The sequence below is a fragment of the Aristaeella lactis genome (assembly GCF_018118585.1).
GTDB classification, from domain to species: Bacteria; Bacillota; Clostridia; order Christensenellales; family Aristaeellaceae; genus Aristaeella; species Aristaeella lactis.
In genome coordinates this window covers 1495328-1515921 of sequence record NZ_CP069421.1, presented here as the reverse complement: position 1 = coordinate 1515921, position 20594 = coordinate 1495328, and the positions used below count along the sequence as shown (strand labels likewise).

Below are 20594 nucleotides of genomic sequence, written 5' to 3'. Positions count from 1 at the left end.
TGCCGGGAAAAGGCAGAACTGGAGGGGTCAAAATGGCAAACGGGGCGACGAAGAAAAAAAGGATCATGTCCTCGGAAGAACTGAGCAGCTTCTGTGATCAGATAGCGCTGATGCTCAGCTCCGGCATGACGCTCCGGGACGGCATCGAGATGCTGGCTGAAGATGAAATGAAGGGGAACGACAAGGTTCATCCCTATACCAACCTGTACAAGGTTGTGGATGAAACCGGCTCCCTTTACATTGCCATGAAAGAGAATGAGGAAGACTGGCCTTCCTACATGATCGAAATGGTCGATATCGGTGAGAAGACCGGTCGCCTGGAAGACATCATGGTGAGCCTTTCCACCTATTATCAGCGGGAAGGCCGGATCCGTTCCGCCGCGGTCAGCGCGATCACTTATCCGCTGGTGCTGGGCGTGATGCTGGTGGTTATCATCGGTATCCTGCTGTGGCGCGTCCTGCCGATCTTCCGCAGGGTTCTGGATTCCCTGGGCGTTGATTCCTCCGGCAGCGGCTCCGTGCTGATGAAGATCGGTTCCTGGGCCGGCTGGATTGTGCTGGGACTGATTGCCCTGGTGGTGATCTGCGCCATCGTGATCATCATCCTGATGAAAACAAAGCATAAAAACAAGACGATGAGCTTCCTGAAGAACCTCTTCCCGCCGGTACGCCGCCTGTCTGAAAAGCTCTCCGCTTCCCGCGTTGCCGGTATCCTGGGCCTGATGCTCCACAGCGGTTTCCCGATGGAAAACGCGCTGGAAATGGCCCCTGCCGCACTGGCGGACCAGGAATCCATCGACAAGGTGAATTTCATCCGTGAGGAAATGAAGAAGGACCAGAGCTTCCAGGAGGCCCTTTCCAAGAGTGAACTGTTTGCGGACTTCCATAACCGTATGCTGAAGGTCGGCGCTGCTTCCGGTCATGAGCCGCAGGTCATGGAAAAGATCGCGGAGATCTATGAGGAACAGGTGGAAGACGGACTGGATCACCTGATCTCCATCGTTGAACCGACGCTGGTTGCCCTGCTGTCCATCGTAATCGGCGCGATTCTGCTGAGCGTGATGCTGCCGATGGCAGGCGTGCTTGGTTCCATGTAATCCATGGAAATCGTCAAGAGTAAACCATGAATCGTACAGAAAGGAGCGGGAAATATGAGAGTCAATAAAAAAGACGTCGCGTCGATCCTCATTTTCGTCGCTCTGATTATCGCGTTTGTTCTGCTGATCAACGGCATTACCAGTAAGAACACCAACCGGGAACTGCAGATTGTACGGGACGCTGTGAAAAACGCGGCGCTGAGCTGCTATGCGGTGGAAGGTACATATCCGGATGACCTGAAATACCTGCGTGAGCATTATCACCTGTCCTACAACGAAGAACGGTACGAAGTCTTTTATGAGCCCCTGGCATCAAACCTGATGCCCTACATAAAAGTTGCTGAGAGGGGAGGGAAAGCAGACCAGTGAGTAAGCCTGTTTTATCCCGTTCCCCGCGCATTATACAGAGTGTATTCGTACTCCTCCTGCTGGCACTGTTTGCCTGTCTGAGCACTTTCCTGGTGACTATGGGTGCCCAGATTTACCGGAATACGGTGGACAGCGCGGACACGAACAACAACTCCCGGATCATGACCGCGGTGGTACGCAGCGCCGTATGGGCTGAGGACGGCGGCGACGTGGAGATTGAACACTTTGATGAGCTGGGAATCACCACGCTGACCATCGTTAACGAATACGACGGTGAAAAGTACTATAAAAGGCTTTACTGCGCCGTGGATCCCGATCCGCTGGACGGGGCCCCCCGTTCCTGCCTGTGGGAAAGCTTCAACAGCGAAGAAACGGAGTTCAGAATTGACAGCGGCGAAACCATCTGCGAGCTGAACGCCTTTGAGCCCACGATTGAGGATGGCATGCTGAAGGTGGACCTGGAGTCCCCCAACGGGACGAAGAGCACCATCCGGATAGCCCTGAGGACGGGAGGTGCTGGCAAATGAAAAACGGAAGCCGCTCGAACGCCCTCCTGGTGGAACTCCTGCTGGTGATCTTTTTCTTCATGATCTCCGCCGCTATTCTGGTTCAGGTATTCGCGGATGCCAAGCAGAAGAGCGCGGTTGCCAAAGCAACGAACGCCTCCATGCTGGACGCGCAGAATATCGCTGAAGACCTGTACGCTTCAGAAGATCCTGACGCCGTGCTGGCATCCTACGGATTTACAGCTGAAGACGGCAGCTGGGTGCTGGAAAAGGACGGATACCTGCTGAAGGTTACCCTGCAGGCGGAAACAACGGAAACCGGTGAGCTCAGAACCTATGAGATTTCCGGTGTCCGGAAAGGGAACACGCTCCTGACACTGCCCTCCACGAGATTTATTCCGAAGGAGGTGATCCCGTGAACAAGCGTAAAGTAGCGCTGGGGCCGGGCGCCGCCTCCCTGATCCTGATCATTGTGGTCCTTTCCCTTTGCATGATGGCCATGCTGACACAGATCAGCGCCCGGAATGACTACAGCCTGTGCGCCCGCAGCGCGGAGATGGTACAGCGGGTATACGAACTGAATACGAAGAGCGAGAAAAAACTCGCCGAACTGGATACATTACTGGTTACCGCGCAGAAAGACGCGGCGGATATGACAGCATACCTGACCAGGGTGGAAGAGCTTCTTCCGGAAGGAATGACGCTGGAAGAGGACCGGATCTCCTGGACAGAACCCCTGGACAACAGAAATCTTGAGTGTGTCGTACAGTTGCTTCCTTCCGGGGAAAAGCAACGGGCAAAATGGATTTCCCACAAGCTTGTGGTGGACGAACCGGAGGATGATTGGGAATGACAGAGACGCTTGATGATATCCTGAGGAAAGCAATACAGTTACACGGGTCAGACGTGTTTGTTGTGCCCGGTTCCCAGATTATGACCAAGGTCAGCGGACAGATGGTTCCGATCTCGGAAGAAAGGGCACTGCCGAATGACATTAAAGGCCTGGTGGACCGCGCGTACGAACTGGCACACCGTGAAGAGGGAACGCTGGAGGATGTGGGGGACGATGATTTCTCCTTTGCCGTGCGTGACCTGAGCCGGTTCCGCTGTAACACCTACCGCCAGCGCGGCTCGCTGGCGATGACATGCCGTGTTGTAGCCTTTGGTATTCCGGATCCGAAGGAGCGTAATATTCCGGATATCGTCCTGCGCCTTGCGGAATTCCGCAGCGGCATGATCCTGGTTACCGGCCCGGCCGGCAGCGGTAAAAGTACTACCCTGGCGTGTCTGGTTGACCAGATCAACTCCGCCAGGAGCGGCCACATTATTACCATTGAAGATCCTATTGAGTACCTGCATCCGCATAAGAAGTGCATCGTAAGCCAGCGTGAGGTTCCCGGAGACGCCTCCAGCTTCGCACGGGCACTGCGCGCATCCCTGCGCCAGGCACCGGACGTTATTATGCTGGGTGAGATGCGGGACATTGAAACCATATCCACCGCCATTACGGCAGCGGAAACCGGACACCTGCTCCTGTCCTCTCTGCATACACTTGGTGCGGCAAAGACGATTGACCGTGTAATCGACGCGTTCCCGGCCAACCAGCAGAACCAGATCCGGGCTCAGCTTTCCATGGTGCTGAAAGCGGTTGTTTCACAGCGCCTGGTCCTGACCAAGGAAGGAAAGCTCTATCCCGTATTTGAGGTCATGTGCGTCAATCCTGCCATCCAGAACCTGATCCGCGAAGGGAAGACGCACCAGATTGATAACGCGATCTTCGGCGGTGGCCCGGATATGCTGTCTATGGACACGGAACTGGCCAGATTGCTGCGGGATGACAAGATCGACAGGGAACAGGCGCTCCTGTACGCGATCCATCCCGAAACGGTGGAACGCCAGGCACGATTCATGAAAAGCTGATCAGAAAAGATGTAACACCCTGCTTTGGCAGGGTGTTTTTCTGTTGCAAAAAACGATCCGTAAACGGATACATGTTAAAAATCGATGTAAAATGACATGTAATTAAACGAACAAGCTTGACAAACGGTCGTTTTTCATGTAAATAATTAAATAAAAAAGAGGAATTATACAACGTCGCGGCGAAATACAGGATACAAACACAGGAAAAACCATTACATCCATACCTGATAATCAGAAAACCTGGTCAATAAGATACACAAATTAGATAAACAACAGCAAAACAAAGTAACTGGCACGGCCGCCGAAAAAGAATCGGTGAGCGGCGAAAAGCATACTCTGTTTCTCAGGATTAACGATCACGTATAATAAGCATTAAACAGTTCCACAATCCGCGCGGCAAGCGGTAAAGCGAGGGATGGAACCATCCATCCAAAGGGGTAGTGAGATTATGTGTTTCGGCAAACGAAAAACGATCGGAGTCTTTATATGCAAGGCTTATTCGTTTTTTGACAATGCTGTTTACCGGGCGCTGGAAGAAGCGGCGAAACGGTATGACTATGATGTAGTTGTTTTTACAACCGTCGGATACTTTTCGAGCCAGAACGAGTATGACAGCCAGGAGCGGGGCATGTTCGCCTTCGCGCCAATCGAGCAGCTGGATGGTATCATCGTCGCGCCGGATACGTATGAGGTGGAGGGCTTCCGGGAACAGCTGGAGGAAGAACTGAAGGCCCGGGCAAAATGCCCCATAGTTCTGATCCGTCACCTGAGCCAGCAATACGATTGTGTTTATACAGATGAAAACCTGGCTTTCCGTCCGCTGCTACAGCACCTGCTGGAGAAACACGGGCTGAAGCGGATCAGCTTCCTGGCAGGTTATGAAGGCCATCCGGACAGTATCCTGCGGCAGAAGGTTTACATGGAGGAAATGCAGGCCCACGGTCTCACAGTGGATGAGGAAAAGCATATAGCCCACGGAAATATGTGGCTGAACTGCGGAGAGGCAGCGTACGAAAAGCTGTTCTCCGATCCTGATGACCTGCCCCAGGCGGTGGTATGCGCCAATGACTATATGGCATCGGGCCTGATGCGGACACTGCGGGAAAAGGGAATCCGGGTTCCGGAGGATGTGATCGTCACCGGCTATGATAACGTACCTACCATTCCCCTGGAAGAGCCGACCCTTACCACGATCGAACAGGATTTCGCCGGCATGGCCATGATGGCCATGGAGGAAGTGGACCGGCAGATCCGGAACAGAAGTGCCAAAGAAGAGGCAGAAGGCCCCCGGCAGATGCCTATCGGCGCAAAACTGGTGCTCGGGGAGAGCTGCGGCTGCGGATACAGGGGGGATGACTTCTATTACAAGATCTGCAAGGAACGGGGAGAAGAGACAGATCGGATGGCATCCAGAGAAGTCAGCATGACCTACCTGACGATCGAACTGAACGCCTGTGACGATCTGAAGGAACTGCACCGTGTCCTTGTGAGCAAGATGGCAGACACTCCGACGGTCCGTGATTATTATCTGTGCCTGTTTGAAAAAGGCCTGGACGAGGAAGGCAACCCGATCTTTGCGGAAGAGGTTACGGATACGGCATGCCTGGTTCATGCCATGCGTGACCGGCAGGATCACGGGATGCCGATGATCACCTTTGACCGGCGGAAACTTCTGCCGGAGATCGCCGGACGAAAGAATGAGGCCCAGGTGTTCTTCCTGATGCTGCTGCACCAGAAGGAAGACGCCTACGGATACGCGATGTTCCATTTCCAGCCCGGAGAAACGCCGTCCGTATTCTTCCAGCACTGGAACGTCATCCTTTCCGGCGCACTGAGCAACATGCACAAGCGGAACGAGCTGAAGCTGCTGTATGAGGAAAGACGGCTGAGCAGTATCACGGATATTATGACGAGACTGCTGAACCGGCGGGGACTGGAGGAACAGCTTTCCCCCGTGTGGCAGCGGCTTTGCGCAAAGAAGGAAAGCGCGTCGTTTATCAGCTTTGACATGGACAGGCTGAAGAAGATTAATGATACCTACGGGCATCAGGCAGGAGACTTTGCGATCCGGCTGACGGGCAATGCCATTCGCCGGGCTGCTCCGAAAGAGGCCATTCTGGCCCGTATGGGCGGCGATGAGTTCCTGGCGGTTCTTCCGCGGGGGAACCGCCTGACAACGGACCTTTTCGTACGGAATTTCCAGAAGGAGCTGAAGAAGCTGAACGAACTGGAAAACAGGGCGTTCACTGTGGAGGCAAGCTGTGGCTCTGTCGTATTCCACCTGAACGGAATGTCCACGATCGAGGAATGTATCCAGAAGAGTGATGAAAAGATGTACACAGAGAAGGAAAAGAGGCACGCCTGCAGGGCGGATTAGTGATCAAAAAACAGGGACCGGATGATCATCCGGTCCCTGTTTCTGTTTGTGAGAGGTGTTTATTTGCTTTCGGGCATGGCGCTGCTCAGGACAACAGAAGAGAACGGGGGCAGGTCGAAGGTCAGGTAGCCTTCCGACACAGTGCCGCATACTTCTGTTTCGGTCACATGACCGTCCTGAGTGGTCTGGATGCGGCGGAAGAAGGTTTCTCCTTCCTTTGCGCCGGCATCGCGGGCGAAGAGCCTGAAATCCGTCCAGCCGCTGGTGTTGTTGACAGCAACGATGCAGCGGCTTTCCTCATTGAAGCGGGCGTAGGCGATGCGGCCGTATTCCGCCATCAGAGGTTTGATGGAACCGTCCCGGAGAACCGGCAGTTCACGGCGCAGGCGGATCAGGTCGCGGTGCAGGTCGATCAGGCCCTGGTCTTCATGACCCCAGGGGTAGGTGCGGCGATTGTCGGGATCGGTCCAGCCGACCTGTCCTGCTTCATCCGCATAGTAGACGGTGGGGGAGCCAGGCCAGGTCATCTGGATGGTGACCGCCTCCCGGAAGACTCCTTTGTTGATGCCTGCCGCTGCGGCTTCCGGTCCCAGGGTGGTTGTCCGGCCGATCATGCGGTTTGTACGGGTCAGAAAGCGGGAATGATCATGGTTGGAAAGCTCATTCATCGCGCACATGAGGGACGGGTATTTCAGGCGTGCCATCTTATCGGCCATGATGCCGAAGAAGGCGGAACCGTTCTGGTACAGGTCATCCCTGTAGGAATCGGAATGCTTTTCCATGCCGGTCAGGAACCAGGTGACGGGCTCCATGAAGGCATCGTAGTTCATGATGGAATCCCATTCCTGTCCGTTGAGCCAGGCGGTGGGATCTCCGTAGTGCTCGGCGATGATCACGGCATCGGGATTGATGGCTTTTACGCGGTCACGGAATGTTTTCCAGAACTTATGATTGAACTCAGCGCTGTGTCCGAGGTCCGCCGCGACATCAAGGCGCCAGCCGTCGATGCAGTAGGGCGGAGAAAGCCATTTTTCGGCGATTTTATAGATCTCTTCGCACAGTTCGGGTGAAGATTCATAGTTCAGCTTCGGAAGGGTGGAATAGCCCCACCAGCCCTCGTACATGGGGCTTCGTCCGTTGCTTGAATCATTGAAGTGGAAATAGGAACGGTAGGGACTGTGGATGCTCTGATAAGCACCGGGCTGGAAACCAGCTTTTCCCAGATAGATGCCTTCATGATCCATCCATTTGTTGAAGGAACCGCAGTGGTTGAACACACCGTCCAGGATGATGTGCATATTCCGGCGGTGCAGTTCCTGGCAGAGGGCAGCAAAGAGATCATCGCTCTTTTCCAGGTTTTCCATGCTGGTCACCCGGCGGATATACTTCGGGGCATAGCCGTTATGCTTTTCCCATGACTGCATCACGTGATCCACATCATCGGTGATGACGCCGAAATGCGGATCAATGTGCTCATAGTCCTGGCAGTCATATTTATGGCTGGAGGGAGAGACAAAGATCGGATTCAGGTAAAGGGTTTCAATGCCCAGATCCTGAAGGTAGTCCAGCTTATCCAGGATACCCTGAAGGTCTCCGCCGTAGAAGGCCCGGATATCGGTATCTGTCGGCACCGCGTTCCAGTCGGCAATATGCTTGGAGTGACCAATGATGTAATAGTATTCATTATCCGCCACATCGTTGGACGGATCGCCGTTGCAGAAACGATCCGGGAAAATTTGGTACTGTACGGAGCCCTTAGCCCAGCCGGGCACATGGAATCCCGGGATAAACCGGAAGGAATAGGCAGGGTTGTAATCCGGGATATGATGCTCATCCGCGCGAACGCCGCTCTTATCGAAGGCGATCTTTGTGCCGTCGGGGCACTCGATCAGAAAGCGGTAAACAACCTCATTCTCGCTGCAGATGATGCCGGCTTCATAATAATCGAAAAAGTCATCGCTTTTCGTTTTATTCATCATGGTCCCGACGGTCATGGACTCGAAAAGAAGGATAACGCGTTCGGCACTGTCTTTCGCAACCCGCAGACGGATCCTAACGGAATCGCCGACATCCGGCTCTGAAGGGAAACGATAGTCCGGGGATTCATCGCTGAAGACAGCGGAGAGAACAGAATGACTGACTGCCATGAAAGGACCTCCTGATGGTCAAATAACGTGTGTATTATAGCTCAAAAGGGGATCAGTTACAAGAAAGCCTCTTCGACAGAACAAAAAAACGTTGACAGTGCTAAACCATTGTGGTATTATACTTGAGCTGTCAAGAACAGCATGTGGGCTCGTAGCTCAGCTGGATAGAGTGTTTGACTACGAATCAAAAGGTCGTGGGTTCGAATCCCGCCGGGCTCACCAACAGAAAAGCTCTCCCTTGTGGAGAGCTTTTTCTGTTGGTTTGAGCCCGGCAGGGATCCGAAGCCACGGCCTTGTAAAGGGAGTGGGGGAACGATCCGAGTGGTGCCCCAGTGGGGCATTCGCCGAAGACGAAAACGAGGTGAGTGAGTCAAGCGAAACAAGCAGCGGTTTGCAGCGACAGCAAGAGCCGCTGCGCCGATTGAGCTTGCGGTAGAATCCCGCCGGGCTCAAGAAATGCTCCACTGGGGCACTCCTTCCTTCGCTCCCCGCCGGGCTCAGCCCAAAGGAGGCCACCCTAACAGGGTGGCAGTTTTGTTTATGTGGAATGTAAGGTTTTAAGCTTTTAGTTGTGAGGAATAATGGAGTATGATAATATCACATCAAGAAAGTTGCAAATCAAGTATTGTATGTATTCGATAATGCCGGGGATATTGTAATTGTCCATAGAACGAGGGAAGCTTCATAAAGGGGATCACGATGGCTAATTATCAGGATAACAGAGTCCGCTGCAGTAAAGAAACTGCTGAACAGCTGATTACTTCAGATGTGAGCAGATATAGGTGGACGATTGATTTCCGGAAAGCATTGGGAATGGATCTGGATGAAAAAATAGAATGGGATTATTCTTCTCGGGAAATACCCTTGTATACTGAGATGGAGGATGGGCGATATGATTTTGGCTTCCAGAGTCGTTGGTTTTCCAGCCTGAAAATCATCCGGGCTTTTATTTCCCGATATCATGATGCGGAATGGTGGATCCAGCAGAATGATGTAGATATCTATCATTATTATTGGAGTGACGGGGAAGTCATTGAAGATATTCACAGGATCACAGAGGAGGAAGATAACTATTTTGATGAGATGTTTGAAAAGTATGAGGATAAAAAAGATTGTGTGGATCATTATCTGATGATCTTCACTGAAAAGGAAGATCAGAGCAAATACGTCAATTTTCATCCGGATGTGCATTCCGCAGAGTATGCAGCATATCTGGAAACAGTGAGAAAAATCGCAAAAGAAATAGTGGAAAAAGGATCCTTTATTGGATTAAGAGGTTATGATTACCAATGGGAAGGCACTTATCGGTATTATGGCCTGGCATTAAATCTCCGGGCGAATTATTTATATAAGCGGGAAGAAGATCTGTCAGCTTATAAAATGAATATCATGAGCCTGGATGTGCTGAACGAGATACAGCGCCTGAGGTATCCGGATAGACCGGTGAATGATGATGGCTACACCATTCCATAAAAGGTAAAAGTATCCTGCTTAAAAAACCAGTTTCGTTGCGATGATATAATAATGCCGGGTTGCAAACCTCCTAATAAAGAGAGAAAAGAAGAAAGAAGTATTATGCGAGATCTGTACATCCGAAGTATGTCCCTGCCGGAGCCCATTCCGAGAGAGAACTACCTGGCTAATCTGCCGGTGGTCAAATATCTGTCTGAAAAGGGGATAGAGCTCCATAAGCAGGTGACCTTCTTTGTCGGGGAGAACGGATCGGGAAAGTCTACCCTGGTTGAGGCCCTGGCTATCTCCCAGGGGTTCAATCCGGAAGGCGGAACGAAGAACTTCCGTTTTTCCACGGAGGCTTCCCATTCGGAACTGTATGACTATCTCCGGGTAGCCCGGGGCGTTATCCGGCCCCGGGACGGATTCTTCCTGCGGGCGGAAAGCTTTTATAACGTGGCCTCCAATATCGACCAGCTGGACAGGGAAGGCGGCGGAGGAATGCCGATTATCGCGAGCTACGGTGGGGTTTCCCTGCACCGGCAGTCCCACGGGGAAAGCTTCCTTTCCCTGGTGGAGAACAGGTTTGGCGGAAAGGGACTGTATATCCTGGATGAACCGGAGGCAGCCTTGTCTCCCCGGGGCGTTATCCGCCTGATGCAGAATATGGACGACCTGGTGCAGGATGATTCCCAGTTTATTATCGCGACTCATTCCCCCATGCTGCTCACCTTCCCGGGGGCAGAAATCTATCAGATCAAAGAAGACGGCATTGAAAGTGTCCGGTTTCAGGATACAGATCATTACAGGACCACGGTCCGGTTCCTGCAGAACCCGGAAAGCGCGATTGAGGATATAGGGTTAATACATAATTCATAATGATTTGCTAAAACGGAGACAGAGATCCGTCCAATCCCCGATGCCCCCGTCCCCAATGACTCAAAAACCCACCGGAAGAATCAGTCCGGTGGTCTCGTTTATATTGGTAAAGACACTTCTGAGGCGGAGGAGAACTGCGTATGAGAAAACCTGCCCTGTGGGTGACTGCCCTGATTCTGCTGGTATCGGCCTGTGTGCCGGCATTCGCGTCAACCGGAGACCGGGTCCTGATGCATGAATCCAGACTGGCGGATACTGAAACGATGTGGGTAGAGGATGTACTGCCCTGCGGAAATGGATTGTATCTGATTGTCAATGATCTGAAGGAAAGAAAGATCATACGATATACGGATATCCAGGCAGAGCCGGAGGAATATGTGCAGGAAAATGAAAAAATGCCCGGGGAAGCTGCGGAAGGGGAGCAGAGCAGCATCACGCTGACAGAAACCTGGTTTGTCCGGGGAGAAGAACTGTATGCGGTGACCAATACTACCACGTATGGCAAAGAAAACCCGGAAACGGAACTGGATGTCAAGCACGTCCGGCTGGAAAACGGGAAGGTGATCCTGGATGAAAGCGACCTGCCGGATGTGGATCTGTCCGGCCTGATCATGGAAGAGGAGGATCATACATACACAAAGGAAATAAGACATAAGTTTACAACTGACGATAAACTGTTTCTGCACGTATACTGCGACAGCCCGGATGAACTGCTCGTGATCGATCTGCAGGACGGAACCTGCATGTCAATTGAACTGGACGGTGATATCAATGAAATGACCGCCGGTCCGGAAGGGTCTGTTCTGATTACCCGGAGTGAATGGACAGATGATTCGACTGTGAAGGTCAGAATCAACCGCCTGGATCCGGCAGACCGGAGCGAAACGGAACTCGCGGAGCTTGATGGCTTGAGTTTTACAAGAATTGCCCCGAACTACAGCGCGGAAAAGGATACGCTGTATTACTACAATACGGGTGAACTGTGGGCGATGCCCCATTTTGATGCCGCACAGGCGGAAACAGTGAATGACTGCCCGGATAACGGTATTGGCACGCTCCTGCTGCCGAACGGTTTTGTGGTGATCTGGACATATGATACGGTGCTGGTCAGGAATACCGATCCTGCCCTGCGCAGCAGCGTTACCCTGCATGTGATGGAATTCGCGGACGGCGCAGCAGTCACCGAAGCACTCTATGACATGAATAATACACGGGGAGATATCTCTGTGGCTGAACACAATGGCGACTGGAACAATAAGCAGGAAGTTCTGCAGGCAATGCTGAACCGCGACAGCAATACGGATATCTATGTATACAAGTATGACAGCACTGAATTCAGTGCCCTGCGCAAGCGGAATTATCTGCCGGACCTGAGTTCCGGCGCCGGGATCGCGGCGAGCACGGAACGGCTGTACCCTTTCCTGCAGGAGGCCGTAAAACAGAATGGAAGTATTATCGGCGTTCCGGTAAGCATCAGCGGAGAAACGCTGGGTATCCATATGGAACAGTGGAAGAAAACCGGCGGCACCGAGGAGGAACTGCCGAAGACCTGGAACCAGTTTTTTGACTGGCTGGAGTCCCTGCCGGAACGGCTTGAAGGTCAGGATGTTTATCTCGCGCCCTGGCAGGACCGGGTTTCCTTCCGGGCGGATATTCTGGAGATCATGCTGGACCAGTATGAGGTTCAGATGGAAAGAAAGGGCGAAACCGACTATTCCTTCGCCAGTCCCGAACTGTGCGGGCTGGTTCAGCGCCTGAACAATCTGGATTATGACGCGCTGAAGATTGCAGAACCGCAGGATGAGGAAGAATCGGAACAAGAGGAGTATATCGACGAAGAGTATGATCATGATCCTCTGCTGGAAACCTATACTGCTGTAACGCTGAACGGTGAACCGGATTATGTTCCGCTGGCACTGAGCTTTTCGGAGAATGAGGAACCGGTTGTGCCGATCAGCGTCAGCATTGCGTTTATGAATCCCTATTCCGAACATCCCCGGGAAACGATGGATTTCCTGGCCTGTGTGGCTGAAAACCTGAACGTATATGATGCAGCTGCAGCCTATAGTGACCGGACGGTACCCATGCACAGACCCGGTTATGAAAATGACCGAAAGAGTATCCAGGACATGATGGACGAATTGAACAAAGCGCTTCAGGATGAGGAAGGCGAAAACCGGGTGGTTCTGGAAGAAAAACTCAGTGAAGCTGAGGAAGACATGGAGAATAACGAACGCTATGGCTGGATTATCAGCCCGACGGAGGTTGAACGGTATCAGAAGTGGCAGCGTTATTTCAGGGTCAGAGGGTACAGCTTCCTGAATGTGCTTTTTGAAGAAGATGGAGCCGGTGACGAAGAGGAAGGCACTTATGAAAAACTGTTCTACAGCGAGGAAAGCGCCGCACTGAGCCCTGAAGAACTGCTGGGCATGCTGGACCAGAAGGTCCGGATGATCCGGATGGAAAGCAACTGAAAAAACGGAAAGTTTTGTTTTTTCGCATAACAACAGCAGGATTTCAGCCGGTTCATGTCAAAAACACAAATGGCATCCACCCTGCTTCAGAAGGAGAAAACTACATGAACAGTATCAAAAAGGTCATTTCACTCATTTCAGCACTGATTCTGATTCTTGGATGCACCTGCGCGTTTGCGGAAGGTGACGAATGGAGCTGTCCTGATTGCGGTGCGGCTAACAAAACCAACTTCTGTACAAAATGCGGTGCGAAAAAACCGGAAGAAATCATCTGCCCCGATTGCGGCACAAAGTATCCGGCTGATTCCGATGCGGTATTTTGCGGGAACTGCGGCGCCAAACTGAAGCAGTATGCCGCAGCCGCAATCAAATACGAGGGAGAAGGTTTCACCACCCCCGAAGAAGCACTGACCTGCTATATGGAAGGCCTTAAGAATCTGAACTTTGAGCAGATGCTGAGTGCCTTTGCGTGGGAAACACAGCTGGAGCATTATGATCTCAAGGCATACTTTGAGCGTGTCGGAGTATATCAGCTCACGATGCGACCCAGAATGCCTTTTGCAAATGATTTTATGTTTTCTGCCAATGTAAACGTTATGAGATCCAATCAGGCTGATTTGATTTATCGTTCCATCGAAGCGTATATCCTTGGTGATGATGCTCCGACGAAAACAAGACAGGGAACGATTACTTTTCAGAAGGATTCCAACGATGTTGAAGTTTTCCTGAACAAATTCGAGAACGGCAGACTGGAAAAACTGACGCAGATGACAAACATCAGATTCCTTTCACCGGATGCAATCACAGACAACATGTTTTCATCCGGGAAAAACCCGGAGAACTTCATCAAACAGAATGCCTGCTATGGCGCAGATGAAACGGTTAACCTTGTCGGGATGGCGGATGTGGGGGATGAAACCCTGTATTGCTGCCCGACGATATGCCGCTATGGCGATAAATGGTATCTCGTTTCTGTAAGCAGCTTTACGAACATGCTGATTGGTGTAAGTAATCAGTATCTGGCTTTTGTCTGCGGAACAGGTTCATTATTCGATATGATTAAGTAAGCTGACGCTAAAGAGCAAGGGTACCGCTGCCATCACAGTGGTACCCTTGTTTTTTGGCTCATGCTGTTTCGGGCATTCTGGCTGGTGCCTGTGTATACCGCAAGAAGGCGGCACCGGTGATCTCAAGCATCATTGAGCTGCTGATGAAGATCATCGCCGCCCTGTGGGTGATCCCTTCATTCGGATTTGTCGGTATCTGTGTGACAGAGCCGGTCACCTGGGTGATTATGACTGTTTTCCTGATAACGGTATACATGGTGAAAACCAGAAAAAATCCGGAAGGCTGAGGGGAAGAGCCAGGAAAGAAGAAAAATCATTTGTTCCCCTTGTCTGTTCCATCCCTGTGAGGTATTCTTTTTGCGACGGACGTCACATAAATAAACTGATAACCTGCAGGAAAACGGAAAGGATTTATCATGAACAAGGCAGCACTGTATAAGGCTTTTGAAACGAAATACGAAGAACTGAAAGCAGCCCTGGCCGGGGATGATCTGGAACGGATGAAACAGCTGACGCTGGAAGTTCACGCAATGGTGCATCCGGCGGAGGTTTCCGGTGCGTCTGAAAAGACCATTGCTGATTATGTACTGGATTATATGCTGGCAGGGAACCAGAATAAGCTGGTTCCCCGGCAGATCTGGGATACGGATCTGCATTACGCCGGAACGGATATGGTGCCGCTCTGCTGGCAGTTCTGGCATACCTACCGCATTGAGGATCTGGTCAGTAACATTCTGATGGCTGATCAGGATCAGATCTTCAACGATGAATGGCAGAAGAAAATCGGCGCGACCATCACGGACACAGGGAATGCGCTGGAACCGGACGAAGTCAGGGATTTCGGTGAGAAAATCAACGCGGAAGCACTGCGCGATTATATGATCACCGTAGGAAAGAATACCCGGACCATTCTGGAGAAGCTGACGCTGGATGAGATCAAATCCATGGTCCCCGAAGAGTGGGTCATGAGGATCCTGGAAGTCGGCGGGGTTACCACGGACTTCCGATCTGTGTGGCTGTTGGTGTTCTGGGGCAGACTGACCCGGGCCGGAATGATCCTGACACCCATGACGTATCATCATATGATGCATCTTCCGGCCTGTATCGATCACCTGTCGATTATTGACTGACGCACAATATAACCATTCCGAGCACCTCTCCGGAGGTGCTTTTTTACAGGGCAGAGAAGTGGTATAATATATAACAGGCACATGAAAAAGGATGATATGATCTTTTCTTCTTCATTTTATCGATAGAAGGAGATAACAAAATGAAACTGGTTTCCTGTATCCTTATTATCGCGATCACAGTATTTGCTCTATCAACTGTGTTTGCAGAACAGGGAGAGACGATTATGCGGGAAATACCGATCACAGAGATCAGCGGCATTCGCATTGGGCAGGCAGAAAACACGGAAGCGGGAACAGGCTGTACTGTATTCATTGCGGAAGACGGAATGCGGGCCGGGCTTGACGTACGCGGAGGCGGACCCGCTTCAAGAGAAAGCCAGCTGCTGAACCCGCTGATGTCTGCCCAGACCATCCACGCGATCGTGGTTGCCGGAGGCAGTGCCTATGGACTGGGCACAGCAAACGGGGTGATGGAATACCTGGAGGAACGCGGGTATGGATATGATGTCGGCGTGACGAAGGTTCCGCTGGTGGTACAGTCGGACATCTTTGACCTGACGGTTGGCGACCCGCACGTCCGTCCGGATCGAGATATGGGTTATGAAGCGGCAAGAACAGCCATGGAGGCGCCCAATTACAGGGACGGCAACTACGGGGCCGGGTGCGGCGCAACGGTCGGTAAATGCCTGGGAATGGATTACTGCATGAAATCCGGCATTGGCAGCTACGCTGTTCAGATCGGGGACCTGAAGATTGGTGCTGTCGTTGTTGTGAATGCATTAGGAGACGTTTTTGACTGGAAGAACGGACAGCAGATAGCAGGACTTCTGACAGAGGACAAGCAGGGACTGCGCAGCACGGTTGAGCAGATGAAAGCCAGTACGGAAGTCGTTGATAATAAGTTCACGGGCAATACGACGATCGCGGTCATCATAACGAACGCCAAATTTGATAAGGCCCAGTTATGCAAGATCGCCGGAATGGGACATGACGGGTATGCGAGATCCATAAACCCTGTCCATACTTCAGCGGATGGAGACAGCATATATGCCGTTTCCGTCGGTGAGGTGGAGGCTGACCAGGACCTGACAGGAACGCTGTCGGCGGAGGTTGTCAGCGAAGCGATCATCCGGGCGATCAGAAACGCGGAAAGCGCGTACGGCTATCCTTCCGCATCTGAACTGGGCCTGGCAGAGTAACAGCCTGTGCTGACGATAAAAAGGAAAGGGGAGGAACGGATGATCATTCAGGAACAGATAGAAGATGGTGTTCTCATAGCGGCACCGGAAGGCGAACTGGATACGCTGCACTCACCGGAACTGGAAAGATTCCTTGCCTCAAGATATGACCAGGTCCGGCAGGTTATCTTTGACATGGAAAAAGTAAGCTATATTTCTTCCGCAGGTCTCCGTGTACTGATCCAGGCCTATAAGATCATGAAAGAAAAAGACGGAGTACTGCTGCGCAATGTTACTTCCCCGCAGGTTCAGGAAATCCTTACACTGACCGGGTATGCCCGCGTGCTGAAAAACGGCTGATTAGTAATATAACGGAAAGCTCTCCTTTGCGGAGAGCTTTTTCTGTTGGCCTGAACGCGGCAGGAGATGGATCACTTCCCCTGCAACGGCGGCAGTTCATGGATATCATATGTGTCATAATAGATCTCAAAGGCTGTTTTCACATCTCCGGACAATTCGATCAGCGCACCGGCCTGGAACATGGTGGACAGTGTGCCACTGGGTGCCTGCCACGCGGCGTTGCTGACGACCTCAATATCGCTGCTCCTCAGGATCGCTTCCGCACCGAACAGCAGTGTTCCGGTAGCAATATGATAATCGCTGGAGATGATCGCGATCTGTCGGACCTGAGGATACTGCTCATTCAAAATATCGAAGGTGTAAATGGCGTTCTGCGCGGTTGTCAGGGAGTGATCCTCGACGATGATCCTGGAAGGATTCACACCCTGCGATTCCAGCCATTCCGCCATCCGGCCAGCCTCTGTGGCTGCAGGATCCTCAGCAGCTGTACCGCCGCCGGTACAGACAATCAGCGCATTGGGATACTGCTCTGATGCGGCCTTCAGCACTTTCAGCCGCTCAACCAGTTCTTCCCGCATTGTCCCATCCGGATTCAGCTGGAAACCGAGGGCTGCCAGGCACAGCGAATCATCATCCGGCAGATCGTCCGGAAGCTGCTCATTGACTGAAACAGGCGCATCCCAAAGATCCATAATGCGTGTCCATTTCTCTCCAAGGGATGGATCGAGAGAAGCAAGAGCCGACAACGCCTGCTCATCCCGTGTCCCGGCGGCTGCGTAGGAAACAACAGCCCGTTCAATCTGAGACTGGATCAGCGCCTGGGTTTCTTCCCCGGTGACGGCAGGAATCACAGCCGCGACAGCAATGCAGATAACAAGTATAATTGCAAGCCGATTAAGCTTCATTTTCGGATTCCCCCTTGTATATGAGTTTATCTGTTTCTGTGTCAGTATATCATGAAAGGCCCCTGATTTTCCAGACTATGGACAGCCCTTCGATTTTGCTCCCGGGTATTGAAGGAATAATGTCCTGGCCGCTGCGGACGTGGACGGGGAGATACTGGTCATTAATCCGATGATCGCCCGTTATGGTGATAAATGGTATATGGTTTCGGTTGACGGAACTGCCTTTTCGTTCCTTGGGATTGAGGCACAAAAAGCAGCGCTGTTATGCGTAAACGAATCCGATGAGCTGGCATCCCTGCTGAAATAAAAAAGAGCTCTCCGCAAGGAGAGCTCTTTTGATTCACACATTGACCGTAACGCCTTTGCTTTTCATCAGTTCATAGAACTTTTTACGGGCGAAGCTGAAGATGAACTTGTAGTTTTTGCCGTCTGTCATATGAACGATAACCGCCGGGAAAAACCGTTTCTTTTCATGATAAATATAGCCAATATCCGTATACTTCATTTCGATACTGAGGTATTCGGCGGGGACTGTCAGATTGTATGTCCTGTAGGTGATGGCCTGGTCATCCGCAACGACCTCCCCGCTGGGGAAGAAGGCGTTGTCGCTGAGGTTTACGTAAAAGGTCTGTTTCTTCATGATATTATCCTCCGTTCGCGGCAGAGACCGCTTGTGCTGCAGTTTACTACAACCCGGGGGACAGAAAACAGGGCTAAATAAGAAAAATAGATCAGATCCTGAATGGCAGATCCTATAAAAAGCTCTCCCATAGGGAGAGCTTTGACTGGCCTTTCATCAATGAGTCGAATAAAAACGTTTACGATGACTCTTACTTTTTCTTCACGTCCTGAAAAATGCCATAAGCAAGGAAAATGATTCCAGCGATCAGGGCAATGGTGGACCAGACCGGCAGAGCGGGGCCAATATAATCTGACATGTAGTGCTCAATATCGTCGGCACTCCAGGATGTCGTGAAACGATTCTGGGCAAAAATGGCGATCGTCAGGTACTGTGTGATTTTCAAAGCAGCGGAAATAATGCAAAAAACTACGCCGACACCCTTGTTGTTCATGAATGGATCCTCCTTATGTGATTTCTTTTTTATCATTATAGCAGGTGGAAGGATTTACGGATATATGTATCAACAAAACAATACAAATAATAAACAATGTATAAACGCCGAACAATGCGCAGGTGACAGCTGAGGGAACTTTTCCGGAACTCACGTGGATAAAAAGAACACGTCTTCTCAAAGCCGGAAAGGATATCGGATACTTGTATGCCTGAGGCAGGCAAGAATCACGACGGATTGATGCGTCTTACGCCTTTATCATAAATCATAAGCATGTTTGAAGCATGAATCTCCAAAGGGAAAACAGGACCCGGATGTCGAACAGTATTACCAGGGGAAGCCCGACAGCAGGAGCAATTGGATCGCTTCTGTCGTTCTCTCATTCATTCTGACGGGAACCGGTATAATATAACGGGCCCCAGGAAGACACAGAACTGTTCAGGAACGCGGAGGAAATACTATGAGCAGGCAGAATGATGACCGGGATTTTCAGACGGTTGCGGGGTTGAGCCATGCGGCCATCCGCACACGAAATATTCAGGACAGCATCCTGTATTACACAGACGTGCTTGGACTGCGGGAGGCTTTCCGTATGTACAGGGAGGATGGCTCCATAGGCACGGTCTATCTGTTCCTGGCACGGGGCCAGTACCTGGAGCTTTTTCCGGACGGTACCCGGGAAAAAAACGCCGGACCGGATGTGATCGGTGTGTGCCATCTGTGCCTGATGACAAAGGATATCCGCCGGTCCTATGACGCTGTGAAAGCAGCCGGAGGGCCGCTGGATTCAGAAATCAGGAGAGGGAACTCCAAATGCTGGATGTTCTGGACCCATGATCCGGACGGGACGGAGATCGAAGTGATGGAAATGCCTCCGGAATCCCTGCAGGCCCAGGCGGATAAGCGGCTAGAGAATGATGAAAGGCAGGAAGGAAAAACATGTTCAGACCCATGAGACGGATCAGACAGCAGATCAGCGAGGCGGAATGCATCCGGATTCTGCAGGAGGAAAAGCGAGGCATCCTTTCCATGTACGGGGAGGATGGCTATCCTTACGGCATTCCCATGAACCACTGGTACAACGCGGAGGACGGGAAGCTGTATTTCCACGGAGCCAAATGCGGGCATAAAATGGATGCGGTCACGAAGGACAACCGGGTGAGCTTCTGTGTGCATGACGCCGGATACAGAAAAGAAGGCGAATGGGCGTTGAATATCAGAAGCGTTGTCGTTTTCGGACGGATCAGCCCGGTTACCGACGAGGAAAAGGCGAAAGCGATCTGCGCCAGCCTGTGCAGAAAATTTACGGATGATGAGGAATATATCCGGAGAGAGCTGGAAAACGCGCTGCCCAGGGTGCAGTGCCTGGAGCTGACCATTGACCATATGACCGGAAAGCTTGTAAACGAATCCTGAGGACGCAGCTCACCACCGTATCCCGATACGGATGTCCGGCTGAGACGCAGACAGCAAAAAAGCACCTCCACGGAGGTGCTTTTTGCGTTCGATGCCGGGCGCGTTTACAACGCGGCGATCATTCCCGCAGCGGCAGGAAAGATTTACTGCCCCAACCGTCCTGACCCCGTATAAAGATATGCCGGGCAGGAATCGGGTCCGGTGCTGACATTCTCCTGCGACCGAAGAAATGCGGTATGCTGCA

21 protein-coding genes and 1 tRNA gene are annotated in these 20594 nt (G+C 51.7%); 18 read left to right on the top strand and 4 right to left on the bottom strand.

Annotated features, from left to right (window positions below):
- Positions 1–32 precede the first annotated feature (32 nt).
- The 7 genes from JYE50_RS07075 (at position 33) to JYE50_RS07045 (ending at position 6269) form a co-directional block, all read left to right on the top strand.
- Positions 33–1097: a type II secretion system F family protein gene (locus JYE50_RS07075; RefSeq protein WP_084096815.1), complete on the top strand. Its 1065-nt coding sequence runs from the start codon at positions 33–35 to the stop codon at positions 1095–1097.
- 54 nt (positions 1098–1151) lie between these two features.
- On the top strand, positions 1152–1466 hold the full coding sequence (locus tag JYE50_RS07070; protein WP_084096816.1) for a hypothetical protein: 315 nt from the start codon (positions 1152–1154) through the stop codon (positions 1464–1466).
- A complete protein-coding gene (locus JYE50_RS07065) occupies positions 1463–1993 on the top strand; it encodes a DUF4860 domain-containing protein (protein WP_084096817.1) in 531 nt (176 codons plus the stop codon). The genes JYE50_RS07070 and JYE50_RS07065 overlap by 4 nt, the downstream gene beginning before the upstream one ends.
- On the top strand, positions 1990–2391 hold the full coding sequence (locus tag JYE50_RS07060; RefSeq protein ID WP_084096818.1) for a hypothetical protein: 402 nt from the start codon (positions 1990–1992) through the stop codon (positions 2389–2391). The genes JYE50_RS07065 and JYE50_RS07060 overlap by 4 nt, the downstream gene beginning before the upstream one ends.
- Positions 2388–2825: a hypothetical protein gene (locus tag JYE50_RS07055; RefSeq protein ID WP_084096819.1), complete on the top strand. Its 438-nt coding sequence runs from the start codon at positions 2388–2390 to the stop codon at positions 2823–2825. Before JYE50_RS07060 ends, JYE50_RS07055 begins: the two co-directional genes overlap by 4 nt.
- Positions 2822–3892, top strand: a complete 1071-nt coding sequence (locus tag JYE50_RS07050) for a type IV pilus twitching motility protein PilT (protein ID WP_084096820.1) — start codon at positions 2822–2824, stop codon at positions 3890–3892. The genes JYE50_RS07055 and JYE50_RS07050 overlap by 4 nt, the downstream gene beginning before the upstream one ends.
- A 448-nt stretch (positions 3893–4340) precedes the next feature.
- Positions 4341–6269 carry a GGDEF domain-containing protein gene (locus JYE50_RS07045; RefSeq protein WP_179138418.1) on the top strand — a complete coding sequence of 643 codons (1929 nt, stop codon included), beginning with the start codon at positions 4341–4343 and terminating at the stop codon, positions 6267–6269.
- A gap of 59 nt (positions 6270–6328) precedes the next feature.
- Here JYE50_RS07045 and JYE50_RS07040 read toward each other — a convergent pair whose 3' ends face one another.
- A complete protein-coding gene (locus JYE50_RS07040; RefSeq protein ID WP_084096822.1) occupies positions 6329–8416 on the bottom strand; it encodes a glycoside hydrolase family 13 protein in 2088 nt (695 codons plus the stop codon).
- Positions 8417–8561: 145 nt separating this feature from the next.
- Between JYE50_RS07040 and JYE50_RS07035 the strand changes: the two genes are divergently transcribed.
- The 9 genes from JYE50_RS07035 to JYE50_RS06995 all read left to right on the top strand — a co-directional run bounded on the left by JYE50_RS07035 (position 8562) and on the right by JYE50_RS06995 (position 16956).
- Positions 8562–8638, top strand: a tRNA-Arg gene (locus tag JYE50_RS07035).
- A gap of 477 nt (positions 8639–9115) precedes the next feature.
- Positions 9116–9889: a hypothetical protein gene (locus JYE50_RS07030; protein ID WP_143763677.1), complete on the top strand. Its 774-nt coding sequence runs from the start codon at positions 9116–9118 to the stop codon at positions 9887–9889.
- 102 nt (positions 9890–9991) lie between these two features.
- On the top strand, positions 9992–10747 hold the full coding sequence (locus JYE50_RS07025; RefSeq protein WP_084096824.1) for an AAA family ATPase: 756 nt from the start codon (positions 9992–9994) through the stop codon (positions 10745–10747).
- A 140-nt stretch (positions 10748–10887) separates the two neighbouring features.
- Positions 10888–13221: an extracellular solute-binding protein gene (locus tag JYE50_RS07020; RefSeq protein ID WP_084096825.1), complete on the top strand. Its 2334-nt coding sequence runs from the start codon at positions 10888–10890 to the stop codon at positions 13219–13221.
- A gap of 104 nt (positions 13222–13325) precedes the next feature.
- Positions 13326–14288 carry a zinc-ribbon domain-containing protein gene (locus tag JYE50_RS07015; RefSeq protein ID WP_084096826.1) on the top strand — a complete coding sequence of 321 codons (963 nt, stop codon included), beginning with the start codon at positions 13326–13328 and terminating at the stop codon, positions 14286–14288.
- Between the two features lie 116 nt (positions 14289–14404).
- Positions 14405–14575, top strand: coding sequence for a hypothetical protein (locus tag JYE50_RS07010; RefSeq protein ID WP_179138419.1), 171 nt, complete (start codon positions 14405–14407; stop codon positions 14573–14575).
- Between the two features lie 129 nt (positions 14576–14704).
- The gene (locus tag JYE50_RS07005; RefSeq protein WP_084096827.1) at positions 14705–15418 is read left to right on the top strand and encodes a hypothetical protein; all 714 of its coding nucleotides are present in this window, start codon (positions 14705–14707) and stop codon (positions 15416–15418) included.
- A 224-nt stretch (positions 15419–15642) separates the two neighbouring features.
- A complete protein-coding gene (locus JYE50_RS07000) occupies positions 15643–16617 on the top strand; it encodes a P1 family peptidase (RefSeq protein ID WP_084096879.1) in 975 nt (324 codons plus the stop codon).
- A 39-nt stretch (positions 16618–16656) separates the two neighbouring features.
- Positions 16657–16956, top strand: a complete 300-nt coding sequence (locus JYE50_RS06995; protein WP_084096828.1) for an STAS domain-containing protein — start codon at positions 16657–16659, stop codon at positions 16954–16956.
- A 71-nt stretch (positions 16957–17027) separates the two neighbouring features.
- Here the strand turns inward: JYE50_RS06995 and JYE50_RS06990 are convergent, their stop codons facing one another.
- From JYE50_RS06990 to JYE50_RS06980, 3 genes are all read right to left on the bottom strand, one after another.
- Positions 17028–17861 (bottom strand): YdcF family protein, encoded by an 834-nt coding sequence (locus tag JYE50_RS06990; RefSeq protein ID WP_084096829.1) that lies wholly within the window; start codon positions 17859–17861, stop codon positions 17028–17030.
- A 340-nt stretch (positions 17862–18201) separates the two neighbouring features.
- Positions 18202–18501, bottom strand: coding sequence for a hypothetical protein (locus JYE50_RS06985; protein ID WP_084096830.1), 300 nt, complete (start codon positions 18499–18501; stop codon positions 18202–18204).
- A 190-nt stretch (positions 18502–18691) separates the two neighbouring features.
- Positions 18692–18934 (bottom strand): hypothetical protein, encoded by a 243-nt coding sequence (locus JYE50_RS06980; RefSeq protein ID WP_084096831.1) that lies wholly within the window; start codon positions 18932–18934, stop codon positions 18692–18694.
- Positions 18935–19394: 460 nt separating this feature from the next.
- Between JYE50_RS06980 and JYE50_RS06975 the strand changes: the two genes are divergently transcribed.
- Both JYE50_RS06975 and JYE50_RS06970 read left to right on the top strand, forming a co-directional pair.
- Positions 19395–19889, top strand: coding sequence for a VOC family protein (locus tag JYE50_RS06975; protein ID WP_084096832.1), 495 nt, complete (start codon positions 19395–19397; stop codon positions 19887–19889).
- Entirely contained in the window at positions 19874–20350 is a 477-nt protein-coding gene (locus JYE50_RS06970) for a pyridoxamine 5'-phosphate oxidase family protein (RefSeq protein ID WP_084096833.1), read from the top strand. Before JYE50_RS06975 ends, JYE50_RS06970 begins: the two co-directional genes overlap by 16 nt.
- Positions 20351–20594 lie beyond the last annotated feature (244 nt).